Source organism: Cryobacterium roopkundense (genome assembly GCF_014200405.1).
GTDB classification, from domain to species: domain Bacteria; phylum Actinomycetota; class Actinomycetes; order Actinomycetales; family Microbacteriaceae; genus Cryobacterium; species Cryobacterium roopkundense.
The window spans coordinates 1,536,045-1,551,504 of the sequence record NZ_JACHBQ010000001.1 but is presented as its reverse complement, the minus strand read 5'-3'; the positions used below and the strand labels follow the sequence as shown (position 1 = coordinate 1,551,504).

Below are 15,460 nucleotides of genomic sequence, written 5' to 3'. Positions count from 1 at the left end.
AATGTCCGACGCCACGCCTCCCCCCGCCAATCCCTACCAGTCCCCCGTGGCACCACTGAGCCCGGCCGACGAGAAGCTCTGGGCCACACTCATCCACGTCGGTGGGATCTTCCTGTACTTCGTGCCGTCCCTGATCGGGTACCTGCTGCTGAAGGACCGTGGCCCGTTCATTCGAGCTCACGGCGCGACAGCGCTGAACTTTCAGATCACCATGGCGATCGGCGCCACGGTTTCCCTGGTGCTGATGGCAATCTTCATCGGCTACCTCACCCTGGCCGCCATCTGGGTGATCCTCGTGGTGTTCAGTATCATCGCGGCCCTCGCGGCCAATCGCGGTGAGGGCTACACCTACCCGCTCGCGTTCAAGTTCGTGAGCTGACGAGCTAGTCCGAAATCCGCCGCACAACAGCATCCGCGAGCAGGCGCCCCTTCAGAGTCAGCTCCAGTGCGCCGGCCAGGGCGGCTCGTGCGTTGATGAGCTCGTCGGCGATCAGACCGGCGATCTCGCGCCGTCCGGGCGCGGACAACGACGCAATCGGGATCCCGCTGCGGATGCGGCTGAGCAGCAGGATGCGCTCCAGCTCGCGAGTCGCATCGTCGAGGGTCTCACGCCCCACGGCGGGCGACACCCCAGAGAGGACGCGTTCCGCGTAGGCCGCCGGATGCTTGACGTTCCACCAGCGAACTCCGCCCACGTGGCTGTGCGCGCCGGGACCGATGCCCCACCAGTCCTGGCTGCGCCAGTACGAGAGGTTGTGTCGTGATTCGTGTGCGGCATCCGTTGCCCAGTTGCTCACCTCGTACCAGTGGTAACCGGCCGCGGCCAGAAGACCGTCTGCAAGTTCGTAGAACTCTGCCTGCTGGTCGTCATTGGTCGGCACCACGTCGCCGCGGCGAATCTGCCGTGCGAGTTTCGTGCCCTCCTCGACAATGAGGGAGTATGCGCTCAGGTGGTCAGGTGCCTGCGCGATGGCGTGCTCGAGACTCGCCCGCCAGTCGTCGATGGTCTCGCCAGGGGTGCCGTAGATGAGGTCGAGGCTCACGTCGAGCCCGGCGTCCCGTGCCCACGCCACGACGAGGGGAACCCGCTCCGGATCGTGTGTGCGCTCGAGCGTGGCGAGCACGCGTGGCACCGCCGACTGCATGCCGAAAGACACCCGCGTGAAGCCGGCGTCCCGAAGCGACTGCAGGTACCCGGCGTCCACCGAATCTGGATTGGCCTCAGTGGTGACCTCCGCCCCCGGGGCGATTCCCCATTCGTCACCGACCGCGTGCAGCATTTTCGCGAGGTCGGTGACGGGCAAGAGAGTGGGCGTTCCTCCCCCGAAGAAGACCGTTGCCGCCGGCCTCGACGGCAGGCCGGAATCAGTCAGGATGCGACCGGCCGCCTGAACCTCGAGCACGGCCTGGCTGGCGTAATCGCTCTGTTTGACGCCCCGCAACTCGGTGGCCGTGTAGGTGTTGAAATCGCAGTACCCGCAGCGTACCTTGCAGAAGGGCACGTGGAGGTAGACACCGAAGTCTCGATCGGACGCGCCGACGGAGGCGAGAGAGGGAAGGCGTCCGTCGGCCGGAGCCGGGTCGCCGAGAGGAAGTGCACCAGCCACGCGCTTACAACGACCCGACCGGGTGGAGGGCGCGCAGGTAACGTTTGGTGAATCGTTCCTGCTGAACCCGAAGGAAGGGTGCCGCGAGCCGGAAGTACCACGTGCTCGGGCGGGAGAATGAGCGCAACGTGAACCAGACTGAATCATCGTCGCGCCGGTCGAGAATGAACGATTCCTCGCCGCTTTCGGGGTGTCCCGCCATTGTTCCGTAGGCGAAGCCCACCCGGTTGGCCTCGGCGATAACGTAGACCACTCGCACGGGTGCCTTGACCGTCAGCGGTCCCACCTTGATTTCGAGCTGCGCAGTCATGCCGTTCACGATGTAGGGCGTGCCGTCGGCCGCGAACGTTGACTCGTCAGTCGAGTCCGTTCGGGCAGGCAGCGGTGTGCCGTCGGGGGCGAACTCGACGGGCGTGTACTGCACGCCGGTACCCGCCTCGAGGTCGGTGACGCTCATGCCGCTCTGACGCTGCACGCCCCAGGTCATCAGCAGCTTGGAGGCCACCTCGAACCGTTCGGCTCCACTGCCGAGACGCACGCTGCGCTCCATCGGGCGGTGACCCTTCGGCGGGTACTGCAGCAGGTCGGGGGCCAGGGTGCCGCCGATGGCACCGTAGGTCACGGCGGCATCCGTGAAAGTGGCTCGACGCATAGGGCTACTTCTTCTCTTTCTTGGGTGGCTCATCGCCGGAGAGTGCGGCGATGAAGGCCTCCTGCGGCACCTCAACTCGACCGACCATCTTCATGCGCTTCTTGCCCTCTTTCTGCTTCTCGAGAAGCTTGCGCTTTCGCGAGATGTCGCCGCCGTAGCACTTGGCCAGCACGTCCTTGCGGATGGCGCTGATCGACTCACGGGCTATGATACGGGCACCGATGGCGGCCTGGATCGGCACGTCGAACTGTTGGCGCGGGATGAGTTTGCGCAGCCGGCCGGTCATGAGCACACCGTAGTCGTAGGCCTTGTCTCGGTGCACGATCGCGCTGAAAGCGTCAACCTGCTCCCCCTGCAGCAGAATGTCCACCTTCACGAGGTCGGCCTCCTGCGAACCGGTGGGCTCATAGTCGAGGGATCCATAGCCGGCAGTGCGGCTCTTCAGGTTGTCGAAAAAGTCGAACACGATTTCGCCAAGGGGCATCGTGTAGCGGATCTCCACCCGGTCCTCACCGAGATAGTCCATGCCGAGGAGTGTGCCGCGGCGGCTCTGGCAGAGCTCCATGATGACGCCGACATAGTCCTTGGGGGCCAGGATGGCGGCCTTGACGATGGGCTCCTCGACCTTGGCGATCTTGCCGTTCGGGAATTCGCTCGGATTGGTGACCGTGACGGTCTTCTTGTCGTCGGTTGTGACCTCGTACGGCACGCTCGGCGCCGTCGTGATGAGGTCGATGCCGAATTCACGGTCGATGCGCTCTGTGATGATCTCGAGGTGCAGCAGGCCGAGGAAACCGCAGCGAAACCCGAAGCCCAGAGCGACGGATGTCTCAGGTTCGTAGCCGAGGGAGGCATCCGACAGCTTGAGCTTGTCGAGAGCCTCACGCAGGGCCGGGTAGTCGCTGCCGTCAATCGGGTACAACCCGGAGAAAACCATGGGCTGGGGCTCGGTGTAGCCGGGAAGGGCATCCGTTGCGGGGCGCAGGGCGGTGGTGACGGTGTCACCGACCTTTGACTGCCGAACGTCTTTCACGCCGGTGATGAGGTAGCCCACCTCACCCACGCCGAGGCCCTTCTTGCTGATCGTGGGTTCCGGGGAAATCACGCCGATCTCGAGAATCTCGTGCGTGGCTCGGGTCGACATCATCTGGATCTTCTCGCGCGGGCCGAGGTTGCCGTCGATCATGCGCACGTAGGTCACCACACCCCGATAGCTGTCGTACACGGAATCGAAGATCATGGCGCGGGTGGGCGCGTTGGGGTCGCCGACAGGCGCTGGGATGGATCGGGTCGCCAAGTCGAGCAACTCGGCGACGCCAGCACCGGTCTTGCCCGATACCCGAAGCACATCTTCGGGCTTCCCACCGATCAGGTCGGCGAGTTCCCTGGCGTACTTGTCGGGTTCGGCGGCCGGCAGGTCGATCTTATTAAGCACCGGGATGATCGTGAGGTCGTTCTCGAGCGCCAGGTACAGGTTGGCGAGCGTCTGTGCCTCGATGCCCTGGGCAGCGTCCACCAGCAGGATCGCCCCCTCACACGCGGCGAGGCTGCGAGAGACCTCGTAGGTGAAGTCCACGTGACCGGGGGTGTCAATCATGTTCAGGGCGTAGGTCTTGCCGTCCAGCTCCCACGGCATACGCACTGCCTGGCTCTTGATGGTGATGCCCCGCTCGCGCTCGATGTCCATACGGTCGAGGTACTGGGCACGCATCGCGCGATCGTCGACGACGCCCGTGATCTGCAGCATCCGGTCAGCCAGCGTCGACTTGCCGTGGTCAATGTGGGCAATGATGCAGAAGTTGCGGATGAACTCGGGCGGCGTGGCGGCGGGTTCAAGCGCCTGAAGGGCTCTCGGTGACATAGTTTTCCCATTCTTTCATGTCCGCACCCGGCGCGGGTACGCGCCGGGTGCGGACGGACCTAGGAGAACCGTCCGGCGCGCTCAACGACCTGGCCGCGACCGTCAGCCCAGCGATACACCTCGACACCGCCGATGAGAACTCGCTCGGCCCGGGAGTTCACGTCGAGGGGGTCGCCGGACCAGATGACGACGTCGGCGTCGAGTCCTGCGGCGAGCGATCCGACCCGCTCGTGCAGGCGGAGGATCGCGGCCGGATTCACCGTGAGGGCCTCGAGCGCGGTCTGCACGGGCAAGCCCTCCTTCACAGCGAGGGAGGCCTGGTGCACGAGGAAGTTCACGGGCACGACGGGGTGGTCGGTGGTGATCGCAACCTGCACACCGGCGGCAGCCAGCGCGACGAGGTTGGAGAACGCCCTGTCGCGCAGTTCGACCTTTGACCGTGCAGTGAAGAGTGGGCCGTAGATCACGGGAATGCCTCGTTCGGCGAGCACATCCGCCAGCTTGTGTCCTTCCGTGCCGTGGTTGATCACGAGGCGGTAACCGAACTCGTCGGCCAGTCGAATCGCGGTGGCAATGTCGTCGTGGCGGTGCACGTGCTGGTCCCAGGCGAGGTCCCCCGCCAGCACACGGGCCAATGTCTCCTTGCCCAGGTCGCGCGTGAACGGCTCACCCTTGCCGGCCGCCGCGTCGCGCGCCAGGACATAGTCCTGGGCCTGAGTGAAGGCCTCGCGGATGACGAGGCTCACGCCCAGCCGCGTGCTGGGCGTCTGCTTCTTGTCGCCGTAGACCCGCTTGGGATTCTCGCCGAGCGCGGACTTGACACTGACGGCGTCGCTGATCACCTGCTCGTCGATCGTGCGGCCACCCCAGCTCTTGATCGCGACGGACTGTCCACCGATAGGGTTGCCAGACCCTGGCTTGACCACGATCGTCGTGATGCCACCGGCCAGAGCATCGCGGAACCCCTCGTCGTCGATGTCGATGGCATCGATGGCGCGCACCGCCGCCATGTTGGGCCCCGTCATCTCATTGGTATCGTTACCGGCCCATCCGTTGGCTTCCTCGTGGATGCCCACGTGGCCGTGCGACTCGATGAAGCCGGGCAGCACCCACTTGCCTGCCGCGTCGATGATGGTCGCCCCCGCCGGGATGGCCAGGTCGGCACCCACGGACAAGATGAGGCCGTTCTCGAGCAAAACCGTGCCCCCGACGATGGCCGGACTGGAAACGGGGACGACGTGGGCGTTGATGATTGCTGTCAGAGAAGTCATCACTCCACTCTAGGCACCGACGCCCGGCACCATTTCCCTCCACGATTGTGGCGCGGGGCGTCTTGCTGGTATCGTTGGCTGTTGACTTGCGTGTTGGGTCCCACCCCATACGATTATCGCCGTAGCAGCGCCCTCTATCGCTCAGCGGCATCCCAACCAGAATCTAACGAAAGCGTATAAACGTGGCAAATATCAAGTCGCAGATCAAGCGAATCGGCACCAACAAGAAGGCTCAGGAGCGCAACAAGTCGGTCAAGAGCGAGTTCAAGTCGGCCATCCGCGCGACTCGTACCGCTGTTGCCGCTGGTGACAAGGACAAGGCTGTCGTCAGCCTCGCCGTTGCTTCGAAGAAGCTCGACAAGGCCGTCAGCAAGGGTGTCATTCACCAGAACCAGGCAGCGAACAAGAAGTCGGCTATCGCGAAGGCTGTTTCAGCCCTCGTCTAGTCCCGCTGCTCGCTAGAGCACTCACCTAAAGCCCTCGCCTCACGGCGGGGGCTTTACGTGTTTCCTGGCGCGGTGTGCCCCCCTTTGGGACCGCTTCCGTTCCTGACTCGGGGGCTACACTGACGCGGTGATGAGTACAGAGAGTCCTGCCAACCTGGCCACGCCGGTCACCACACGGGGCGGCCGTGCCCGATTCCCAGCCGTACTCACGGCTGTGGCGGCCGGCCTCGTTCTGGTACTCGGGGTGATGGCGGTGCTCGCGGTGGCCCCCAAGCCCGAGCAGACGGTGCTGGTGCAGTTCTCCGACCCCACGGGCCGGGTCATCCTGGAGTACTGCCCGACGCTACCCGGGTCCTTCGAGGCAGAGGCCAGGACGGCAGACCTGTCGGGCACGTCCCGAACGATTCCGGTTCGAGTGACCGCGGATACCTGCGGGAACCCGCAATTCGAACGGGGAATCTGGCTGTACCTCCAGCGTTCGGGCATCACGCTCGGCGTCGCCGACCGGTAGCGAACCGGGCTCCGCTAGACGTGACCGCGGCGGGAGATGACGCCGATCAGGCGTTCCAGCACGAAGACAGGATCGCGTCCCGCCCCCTTGACCGCGGCATCCGTCTCGGCCAGGAGCTCAATGCAGCGGGCCAGACCCTCGTCGGTCCAGCCGCGGAGGTCGCGTTGGGCGCGCTCCACCTGCCACGGCGCCAGACCGAGGGTGGAGGCCAGCTGACCGGACGAGCCTCTGGCGCCGAAGACCTTGGCCATGGTACGGATCTTGCTTGCAAAGGCGGCCACCATCGGAACCGGATCCGAGCCGGAGGCGAGGGCGTGGCGCAGGGTGAGGAGCGCTTCCCCATTGCGACCGGCTATCGCCGCGTCCGCGACCTTGAACGCATTCGTTTCGACCCGTCCGCCGTAGTACCGATCGACTGTGGTTTCGGTTATTTCGCTCGTCGCATCGGAAATGAGCTGTTGGCACGCCGCCGAGAGCTCCGCGAGGTCGTCGGAGAACGCCGCGACGAGCGAGCGAAGTGCGCTCGCGGTGACGCGTTTTCCGGCGGCCTTAAATTCCGCGGACGCGAATTCATACTTTTCGGTGTCTTTCTTGAGCTCGGCACACACCACTTCGATGCCACCGCCCTCGCCGCCCCTGATGCTCTCGAGCAGGCGTTTGCCACGCACTCCCCCACCATGTCGCAAGACCACGTAGGTGTCTTCGGCGGGATTGCTCAGGTAATCGAGAGCCTCGGCCAGAAAAATATCGCTGCATTTCTCTACCGAACTGACCCGAATCAGGCGGGGCTCGCCGAACAACGACGGGCTGGCCACTGTCAGGAGCTCCCCGGGAGCGTAGCTGTCGGCCTGCACGTCGGTGATTTCGAGGCTTGGATCCTCGAGCTTGAGAAAATCGCGAAGCTGACGGATGGCACGCTCGGCCAGGAATGTCTCGGTTCCCGAGACGAGCACGATCGGTGCCGGGCGCACCTGGTGCCAGGCGAGCTGCGCAATGACCGTCTTGGGCGTGGCCACCTTACCCTTGGGCGCTGACCGACCTGCTGTTGCTTTCACGACCATACCGTTCCCTTCGACTGCAACGTCCAGCTTAACCGCCCACCGTCGCGATCATCCCCCTCGCGCCGTCGCCTCGGCGAGGCGGTTCGAGGACGCCACCCGTTCCGACCAGACGCTGAGTGCTCCATCGGCCGTTCGGGACACGACGACGAGCCCCTCCAGGTCGGTGCGCTCGATCTGAGTACCGACACGCCCCAGGGTGTCCAGCAGTCGCTGGGTGGGATGCCCGTAGCTGTTGTCGGCACCCACCGAGACCAGACCGAGTCGGGCGGCGAGCGTTTCATACAGAGCGTCGCTCTGGTCGGCGGAGCCGTGGTGGGCGACCTTCACGACGTCGACCCGGCCAGGCGGCGACGCCCGCAGCAGTGCATTCTGGGCCTCCTCCCCCAGATCCCCGAGAAATATCGAACGGGTGCCTCCGCCGTCGAATTCGATCGTCACGCTTCCGGGATTGCCGGTCTGCATGCGCGTGGACCCCGATATCGGCCAGAGCGTGCGCCAGGCGAGGCCACCCAGCGTCCCGGAGTCACCGCGGGCCGTCTGCCTCACCTCCGCCCCTCCGGCGGCGAGATTCTCGTGCAGCGCCCTGTCCTGTGCGTTCTCGGGAATTCCGACGAGTGCGGTGTCCACGAGGCCGATCACGGCCGTCAGCCCGCCCACATGGTCGAGGTCGTAGTGCGTGAGCACCAGCAGGTTGATGCGATCTATTCCGAGCTGGCCGAGGCACGTCGTCAACAGCGCGGGATCGGGGCCAACGTCGACGAGGGCGATCTGTGCGCTCTCGCGCACGACAACGGCATCACCCTGGCCGATGTCGCACGCCGCGATCTGCCAGTCGTGTGGAAAGGCGACGGTGCGCCCCAGCCCCGCGCCCGCGATGATTCCGGCATAGCTGGCCCCACCCGCGAGCAACAGGGCGAGCGCGGCCGCGGCCCAGCGCCGGCGGGGCGCTGTTCTGCGGCTCAGCAGCAGGGCGAAGACCAGCAACGTGCCACAGGAGAACAGGATCACCCCGGGGAGGCCCTCGAGCCACGGCAGACGATTGCCGGGGAGGTCCGCGCACGCCTTCGCGACCGCCGCGATCCATGCCGAGGGGACCCAGGCCGCTGTAATCAGACCCGAGGCGACTCCCGGCAGCACCGGAAGCAGCAGGCAGCCGAGCAGGCCGACAAGCGTGGCGACGGGCGCGGCTGGAGCGGCCAGGAGGTTCGCCGGAACGCCGTAGAGGGCGATGGCGGGATCGAGCAGCAGCAGCACGGGCTGGCACGCCAACTGCGCGGCCAACGGGATGGCGATGATCAGGGCGAGAGCCTTCGGCATCCAGCGCGCCAGGGCCTGGGCGAGGGGACCCGCGACGACCAGCAGGCCGGCGGTCGCCAACACCGACAGGGTGAAACCGTAGCTGCGAGAGAGCCACGGGTCGGACACCAGGAGAATGATCACTGACAGTGCCAGGGTGGCGACGCCCCGCCCTGGTCGCCCGATGCCGATGGACACGAGGGCGACGGAGGCCATGACCGCGGATCGCAGAACACTCGGCTCGGGCGTGACGAGGACCGCAAACCCCAGGAGCGCGCCGAGCGCGAGGGCTATCCTGAGGCGGCGTCGGAGTCCCACGACGGAGCCGAGCAGCATGATCGACGCGATGACGATCGCACAGTTCGCGCCCGAGACCGCGGTGAGGTGGCTGAGCGAACTGCCCTTCATGGCGTCATCGAGCGCGGGGGTGACCGCGCTCGTGTCACCGATCGCGAGACCGGGCAACAGGGTGGCACCGTCCCCGGGCAGCGTCGACGCCGCTCGGGAGAAGCCGGAGCGCAACGCGTTCGCCCACGACAGCATCCACGGCGCCTCTGCCACCACCCGGGCCGCAGTGTCTGAGAAGAAGAGGGCCGCTGCGGCGTCACCAGGGTCCGCCAGCCGGGCAGTGCCGACGAGCCTTACGGTCGACCCGATCGATGCCGTGCGGCCGGGGTCCGACGAAGCAGGGGCGAACACCACAATGGGCACGGACACTGTGGTCAGTGAGCCCGCAGCACCGATGCTCACCACGGTCGCTTTGAAGCGCTCGCGGTCCCCGCCTGCCGGGGCAGGCCGTCCGAAACTCGTCGCCGGCACGGGCACGGACCACACTGTGGCCGTTGCGGTGACTGTCTGGTGCCGCGACGCAGCATCGACGAGAGCGTCCGGCAGGCGCGCGGGAGCGGTCACGCCGACGACGACAGCCACGAGCGCCGCGGCAGCTGCGGAGACAACGCACCCGCCGCAGACCGCGCGCCAGCGCGGTCTGCGCACGACAAGCATGGCGCAGAGGCTGAGCCCGGCAGCGACCCAGCAGGCCGCTGACACCACCCGGCTCTGATCGGGGACCACGATAAGAATCCCAGAGGTCAGCCAGATGGCGAGGGCCGGGGGAACCAGCCGCAGATCATGCCTCACGTGGTGACCAGGTCCTTCAGCGCCTCGAAGGTCTTGTCGCCGATTCCCGTGACGTTGCGCAGGTCGTCGACGCTCGAGAAAGGACCGTTGGCGGTGCGGTAGTCAATGATGCGCTGGGCCATCATCGGCCCCACGTGCGGCAGGGTGTCGAGATCGGCGGCCGCCCCGGTGTTGATGTTAACTTTGGCCGTTGGAGCGCCGGCCTGGCCGGTCGAGGCGCCGGGCATCGGCGCCGGTGGAGACTCGCCGACACGGGGCACGTAGAACTGTTCGCCGTCGGTGAGCACGCGCGCCAGATTGATGCCGGCCTGGTCGGCCTGGTCTGTCAGTCCCCCGGCCTGCGCGACAGCGTCCAGGACGCGGGCCCCCGGAACGACCTCAAAGAGGCCGGGGTTTCGGACCGCGCCGAGCACGTGCACCAGGAGCGCGGGCGGCGTTGATTCCTCTGGGCTGTGCGAGCCGAAGGCCGTCGACGGCGCGGTCGAGGGGGCACCGGGACCTGAGGCGACCGGCCTCTCGGCGGGCTGGGCGAACGCCGAGACCACGACGGCAATCACGAGCGTGGCGATCAGCAGCACGATCGCCGCGCCCACGCCGAGCCGCCCGTGCCCGCGCTCCGGGGCACGGGACTGCGGGCTCAGCCGGTCGAGGTCATCGGGGAAATCCTGCTGCATCCCGACAGGCTAGGCCCGAGCGTTCCCGCCGGGTTCGGTGCCGCCGGATCTGTGGGTCCGAGCACGCCAGCGCCCCTGTGGAGGAAGAGCTGGCCGCGAGGCTCAGCCCGTGGTGACGATGGAGACGAGCTTCGGTACGCGGACGATGACGCGCACGATCTGCCGATCGCCAATCGATCGCACCACCGGAACGGCCTCACGCGCCATCTTCTCGAGGTCCTCGCTCGAGATCTTCGGAGACACCTCGAGCAGGGTGCGCATCTTTCCGTCGACCTGGACCACAGCCGTCACCGATTCCTCCACCAACAGGGTGAGGTCGGCCTTGCGCCACAGCACGAGGGCGATGCAGGGTTCGTAGCCGAGGTGCTGCCACATGTCTTCTGCCGCATAGGGTGCGAACAGGTTCAGCGCCATGGCCGTGACCTCCGCGGCCTCGCGCACCGCGGCATCCGCCGGTCCGGCTCCAGTGTCGATCACCTTGCGCGTTGCATTGACGAGCTCCATGAGGCGCGCCACTACGACGTTGAACTTGAAGGATTCCACCAGGGCCGGAGCGTCGGCCAGGAATCGATGCGTCACCCGACGAAGCGCGCTGTCGCCCGATTTCCAATCGACGTCCGGGGAACTCGTGACGTCTCTGGCGACGCGCCATGCGCGGGCCAGGAATTTGGACGAGCCCACCGGGGACACATCCGCCCAGTCGATGTCGTCTTCCGGAGGACCGGCAAAGGCCATGGTGAGGCGCACCGCATCGACGCCGTGGCGTTCGATTTCCTCGGTGAAGTAGACGAGGTTGCCCTTACTCTTGGACATCTTCGAGCCGTCGAGAATCACCATGCCCTGGTTCAGCAACGCGGTGAAGGGCTCGGTGAAGCTGACGTACCCCTCGTCGAAGAGGAACTTCGTGATGAAGCGGGCATACAGCAGGTGCAGGATGGCGTGCTCGACCCCGCCGACGTACTGGTCGACAGGGGCCCACTTCTCGGCTTCCTTCGGGTCGAAGGCCTTGGTGGCGTCATTCGGGTTCAGGAACCGCAGGAAATACCAGGAGCTGTCCACGAAGGTGTCCAGGGTGTCGGCGTCCCGGCGTGCGGGCGTGCCGTCGATCGGGTTCGCCACGTTGACCCAGTCGGCCGCGCCGCCCAGCGGCGACGTTCCGCGGGGCTTCAGATCGAGGCCCTCCGAAGGTGGGAGCAGCACCGGCAGCTGATCATCGGGCACTGGAATCTCGGAGCCGTCGGCGCCGTGGATGATCGGGATCGGCGCACCCCAGTAGCGCTGGCGGGAGACGAGCCAGTCGCGGAGACGATAGTTCTTCGCCGCGCGGCCGAGCCCATCGCCGGCGAGTTGCTCGACGATGCGTTTGATCGCCGTGGTTTTGCTCATGCCGTTGAGGGGGCCGGAGTTGATGAGGCGGCCCTCGCCCGCCAGGGCGATGCCTGTGCTGAGCGGGTCGAGCGCAGGCAGTTCCTCAGTGCCGTCGATCATGCCCTGAGTGATGACCGGGATCATGCCCGTGGCCGGTGAATTGGTGTCGACGACGACCCGCACCGGCAGATCGAACGCGCGGGCGAAGTCGAGGTCGCGTTGGTCGTGCGCGGGCACGGCCATGATCGCTCCCGTGCCGTAGTCCGCGAGCACATAGTCGGCGGCCCAGATGGGGAGGCGTTCTCCGTTCACCGGGTTGATGGCATAGCGGCCGAGAAACACACCGGTCTTGTCTCGGTCGGTCGCCTGCCGCTCGATCTCGGTGCTGCGCTGTACCCGCACGAGGTAGTCCTGAAAGGCAGTCCGCACCTCGGGCGTGGACTCGGCGACGAGTTCTGCCGCCAGGTCGCAGTCCGGCGCGACGACCATGAAGGTGGCCCCGAACAGGGTGTCAGGGCGGGTAGTAAACACGGTGACACGCTCGTCCCGTCCTTCGATCGCGAATTCGACATCCGCTCCGATCGAACGCCCGATCCAGTTGCGCTGCATGTTAAGCACCTTGGCCGGCCAGCTGCCCTCGAGCTGGTTCAGGTCATCGAGCAGGCGGTCGGCATAGTCCGTGATCTTGAAATACCACTGGGTGAGCTTCTTTTTGACGACGACGGCGCCGCTGCGCTCGGAGGTGCCGTCGGCGAGCACCTGCTCGTTCGCGAGCACGGTCTGGTCGATCGGGTCCCAGTTCACCCAGCTGTCCTTGCGGTAGGCGAGGCCCTTCTTGTGCAGCTGCAGAAACAGCCACTGGGTCCACTGGTAGTACTCGGGGTCGCTCGTGTGCAGTTCGCGGTCCCAGTCGAAGCTCGTGGCGTAGAGCTTCATGCTCTTCTTCTGCTGGGCGATGTTGTCGTAGGTCCAGCCGCGCGGGTCGATGCCGCGCTTGATGGCGGCGTTCTCGGCGGGCAGCCCGAAGGAGTCCCACCCGATTGGGTGGAGCACGTTGAACCCCTGGTGGCGCCAATACCGGGCCACGATGTCTCCGAGGGCGTACACCTCGGCATGTCCCATGTGCAGATCGCCCGAAGGATACGGGAACATGTCCAGCACGTACTTGCGCGGCCGGGTGTCGTCGGGATCGCTCGTGCTGAAGGGTTTGAGGTCTTCCCAGATGGGTTGCCACTTCGCCTGAATGGCCGCAAAGTCGTACATCTCGTCGTCTCTGTCCTCGTGCAGGTGGACGGTGTCGTGCGAAGGGACGGTGTCGTGCTCGTGTGCCACGGGGCTCTCATTCATTGCGGTGGGGACGAGCAGAGGCTCGCGTGAGTGCGCCCGGTAAAGGCGTACACCCCTCTAGGTTACTCACCGTGGTTGCCCGCCGCTGACCCCGATCCTTGACTTGACGGGGCCGCACCGAGGGCGACGAGGAGTGCGGCGGCCTTGATGCGCGTCTCTTCGATTTCTTCCTCGGGGTCCGACAGCGCCGTGATGCCGCCGCCGGTACCGATCGTGGCACCTCCGGGACCGAGCACAATGCTGCGAATGACGATGGCGAGATCGACGGCCCCGTCCAGACCGAAGTAGCCGAACGCGCCGGCGTAGAGCCCCCGTGGCCCTCCTTCCAGCCGGTCAATCAGGCCCATGGCACTGTGTTTGGGCGCCCCGGTCATGGACCCGGCCGGAAAACACGCCGCGACGGCATCGACGCCGGTGACGCCGATCGCCAGTCTGGCCTCGATCGTGCTCACGAGCTGGTGAACGTGGGGGTAGCTTTCCACCGCCAGGAGCGAGGACACCGAGACTGAACCAAGCTCCGCGACACGACCGAGGTCGTTGCGCATGAGATCGACGATCATGAGATTCTCCGCTCGTTCTTTGTCGCTGCCCTGGAGCTCGCCAACCAGCTCCCGGTCGCGCGCGACGTCTGCGGATCGAGGACGGGTCCCCTTAATGGGCTTTGTGCGGATGCGCCCGGTGGGTGTCACCTGGAGGAATTGCTCCGGCGATGCGCTGAGCAGCGCCCTATCGCCAAAACGAAGAAGCCCGCCGTGGTGGCTCGGGCTTCCCTCACGCAGGCGCAGGTAGGCCTCAACCGGGTCGACGTCGACGTTTACGCAGATCTCGTTGGTGAGGCACACCTGATAGGCGTCACCGGCTCTGATGGCCAGAAGGCACTCGGCAATCAGTTCGGCGTAGCGCTCCGGGGAATGGCGCCAGCTCGAGGGAGCGGATGACACCGGCCCCGCCCGCGGTCGGTCCGGAGCTGTGAGTAGGCCGAGTTCAACCTCAGCGGCCCAGTCCGTGATGGTGCAGGCAAGCCCCGGTCGTGCCCGCGCCAACAGGCTCACCGTGCGAGTGCCGTGATCGAACATGATGGCGCGGTCGATTTCCAGGAGGGCCGCGTCGGGATGGCCGGAAGCGTGCACGCTAGTGCCCACGGTCTCGGCTCCAAGTTCGTAGCCGAGCCAGCCGACCCAACCCAGCCGGAACGCCGCGTCAAAATCGTCGTCGGGCTCGTCACCGGCGGTGGGACGGAGCTCAGGAAGTTCGCTCCGGAGAAATTCGAAGACGGTCTGCCGAAGGGTGACATCCCCGGCGGCCCCACCGGGCGTGACCACGCGCACCGTGCCCTCGCCCACCACTGCGGTCACGAAGCGGGAATCAGCCGCGGCTACCCCCATGTAGCTGCGTCCCGTGCGGGCGTTGGAACCGGCGTCGAGCCAAAACGCGTACGGGTGATCGGAGTAGAGCGCCCCAAAGACGCGCGCCGGATCCTTCCATTCCTGCAGGGGAATACTGTGGATCTGTCCAGTCACCCCTCCAGCCTAGGTGGCGGAGTGGCCGCGCACGCTGCGAAACCCCGCTTAGGCTATGAGGGATGAATGACATCCTCAATTGGATCCTCGAGACAGTGTCGAGCGTCGATCCCGTGCTGCGCACGCTGCTGGCCGGCATCGGCATCATGCTCGAAACATCCGTCCTGGTGGGCCTCGTCGTTCCCGGTGACACCATCGTGATCGTCGCAAGCACTGCTGTCACGAACCCCACGGAGTATGTGGCGCTCGTCATAGCCGTCATTCTGGGCGCGTTGACGGGCGAAAGCATCGGCTTTGCCCTCGGGCGCTACTTCGGTCCTTACATCCGACGCAGCCGTCTGGGCAGGCGCATCGGCGAGGCGAACTGGCAGCGCGCGGAGAACTACCTCGAACGCCGCGGCGGGCTCGCCGTGTTCATCTCACGATTCCTGCCCGTGCTGCACTCCGTTATTCCGCTGACCGTGGGCATGAGCAGCATGCGCTATCGCACCTTCATGGCCTGGACCGTACCGGCCTGCATACTCTGGTCGCTCGCGTACGTCTCGGTCGGCTCGGCCGCGGCCGGTGGCTACCGCGAGCTCAGTGACGAACTTCATATGGCGGGATACTTTTTTGTGGGTATCATCGCCCTGTTCGCTGTCGGGATCGTGCTGCTCAAGAAGTGGCTGCACCGCCGGGAATCCCGGCACATGGACTAGCCCGGCCG

At 66.0% G+C, this 15,460-nt stretch carries 13 protein-coding genes; 4 read left to right on the top strand and 9 right to left on the bottom strand.

The features are described 5' to 3' along the window. Position 1: 1 nt before the first annotated feature. Positions 2–379 (top strand): DUF4870 domain-containing protein, encoded by a 378-nt coding sequence (locus BJ997_RS07235; protein WP_052541813.1) that lies wholly within the window; start codon positions 2–4, stop codon positions 377–379. 4 nt (positions 380–383) lie between these two features. Here the strand turns inward: BJ997_RS07235 and hemW are convergent, their stop codons facing one another. The 4 genes from hemW to BJ997_RS07215 are packed head-to-tail and all read right to left on the bottom strand — an operon-like array spanning position 384 to position 5,391. Then, a complete protein-coding gene (gene hemW, locus BJ997_RS07230) occupies positions 384–1,607 on the bottom strand; it encodes a radical SAM family heme chaperone HemW (protein WP_035834385.1) in 1,224 nt (407 codons plus the stop codon). Between the two features lie 4 nt (positions 1,608–1,611). Further along, positions 1,612–2,259 (bottom strand): DUF1990 family protein, encoded by a 648-nt coding sequence (locus BJ997_RS07225; protein WP_035834386.1) that lies wholly within the window; start codon positions 2,257–2,259, stop codon positions 1,612–1,614. 4 nt (positions 2,260–2,263) lie between these two features. Next, on the bottom strand, positions 2,264–4,120 hold the full coding sequence (gene lepA / locus BJ997_RS07220; protein ID WP_035834388.1) for a translation elongation factor 4: 1,857 nt from the start codon (positions 4,118–4,120) through the stop codon (positions 2,264–2,266). Positions 4,121–4,179: 59 nt separating this feature from the next. Further along, complete coding sequence (locus tag BJ997_RS07215; RefSeq protein ID WP_183323320.1) at positions 4,180–5,391, bottom strand: amidohydrolase; 1,212 nt, start codon at positions 5,389–5,391, stop codon at positions 4,180–4,182. A gap of 182 nt (positions 5,392–5,573) precedes the next feature. On the opposite strand from BJ997_RS07215, the gene rpsT reads away from it, so the two are divergent. Together rpsT and BJ997_RS07205 are read left to right on the top strand one after the other, a co-directional pair. Continuing rightward, positions 5,574–5,837 (top strand): 30S ribosomal protein S20, encoded by a 264-nt coding sequence (rpsT, locus tag BJ997_RS07210; RefSeq protein ID WP_035834391.1) that lies wholly within the window; start codon positions 5,574–5,576, stop codon positions 5,835–5,837. A 130-nt stretch (positions 5,838–5,967) separates the two neighbouring features. Further along, positions 5,968–6,348: a hypothetical protein gene (locus tag BJ997_RS07205; RefSeq protein ID WP_035834393.1), complete on the top strand. Its 381-nt coding sequence runs from the start codon at positions 5,968–5,970 to the stop codon at positions 6,346–6,348. 14 nt (positions 6,349–6,362) lie between these two features. Here BJ997_RS07205 and holA read toward each other — a convergent pair whose 3' ends face one another. The 5 genes from holA to pabB all read right to left on the bottom strand — a co-directional run bounded on the left by holA (position 6,363) and on the right by pabB (position 14,754). Then, positions 6,363–7,403 (bottom strand): DNA polymerase III subunit delta, encoded by a 1,041-nt coding sequence (gene holA / locus BJ997_RS07200; RefSeq protein ID WP_236628681.1) that lies wholly within the window; start codon positions 7,401–7,403, stop codon positions 6,363–6,365. A 54-nt stretch (positions 7,404–7,457) separates the two neighbouring features. Further along, positions 7,458–9,845, bottom strand: coding sequence for a ComEC/Rec2 family competence protein (locus tag BJ997_RS07195; RefSeq protein ID WP_052541814.1), 2,388 nt, complete (start codon positions 9,843–9,845; stop codon positions 7,458–7,460). Then, a complete protein-coding gene (locus BJ997_RS07190; RefSeq protein WP_035834396.1) occupies positions 9,842–10,519 on the bottom strand; it encodes a ComEA family DNA-binding protein in 678 nt (225 codons plus the stop codon). Before BJ997_RS07190 ends, BJ997_RS07195 begins: the two co-directional genes overlap by 4 nt. Before the next feature lie 102 nt (positions 10,520–10,621). After that, positions 10,622–13,150 carry a leucine--tRNA ligase gene (gene leuS, locus BJ997_RS07185; protein ID WP_052541823.1) on the bottom strand — a complete coding sequence of 843 codons (2,529 nt, stop codon included), beginning with the start codon at positions 13,148–13,150 and terminating at the stop codon, positions 10,622–10,624. Positions 13,151–13,296: 146 nt separating this feature from the next. Beyond that, positions 13,297–14,754 (bottom strand): aminodeoxychorismate synthase component I, encoded by a 1,458-nt coding sequence (pabB, locus tag BJ997_RS07180; protein WP_052541815.1) that lies wholly within the window; start codon positions 14,752–14,754, stop codon positions 13,297–13,299. A gap of 62 nt (positions 14,755–14,816) precedes the next feature. On the opposite strand from pabB, the gene BJ997_RS07175 reads away from it, so the two are divergent. Continuing rightward, positions 14,817–15,452, top strand: coding sequence for a DedA family protein (locus BJ997_RS07175; RefSeq protein WP_035834534.1), 636 nt, complete (start codon positions 14,817–14,819; stop codon positions 15,450–15,452). Positions 15,453–15,460 lie beyond the last annotated feature (8 nt).

Excerpts from the sequence above, each read along its gene's own strand:
- BJ997_RS07175 (WP_035834534.1), top strand. The coding sequence starts at position 14,817 with ATGAATGACATCCTCAATTGGATCCTCGAGACAGTGTCGAGCGTCGAT.
- lepA (WP_035834388.1), bottom strand. The coding sequence starts at position 4,120 with ATGTCACCGAGAGCCCTTCAGGCGCTTGAACCCGCCGCCACGCCGCCC.
- BJ997_RS07225 (WP_035834386.1), bottom strand. The coding sequence starts at position 2,259 with ATGCGTCGAGCCACTTTCACGGATGCCGCCGTGACCTACGGTGCCATC.
- BJ997_RS07205 (WP_035834393.1), top strand. The coding sequence starts at position 5,968 with ATGAGTACAGAGAGTCCTGCCAACCTGGCCACGCCGGTCACCACACGG.
- BJ997_RS07215 (WP_183323320.1), bottom strand. The coding sequence starts at position 5,391 with ATGACTTCTCTGACAGCAATCATCAACGCCCACGTCGTCCCCGTTTCC.
- BJ997_RS07235 (WP_052541813.1), top strand. The coding sequence starts at position 2 with ATGTCCGACGCCACGCCTCCCCCCGCCAATCCCTACCAGTCCCCCGTG.
- BJ997_RS07190 (WP_035834396.1), bottom strand. The coding sequence starts at position 10,519 with ATGCAGCAGGATTTCCCCGATGACCTCGACCGGCTGAGCCCGCAGTCC.
- leuS (WP_052541823.1), bottom strand. The coding sequence starts at position 13,150 with ATGTACGACTTTGCGGCCATTCAGGCGAAGTGGCAACCCATCTGGGAA.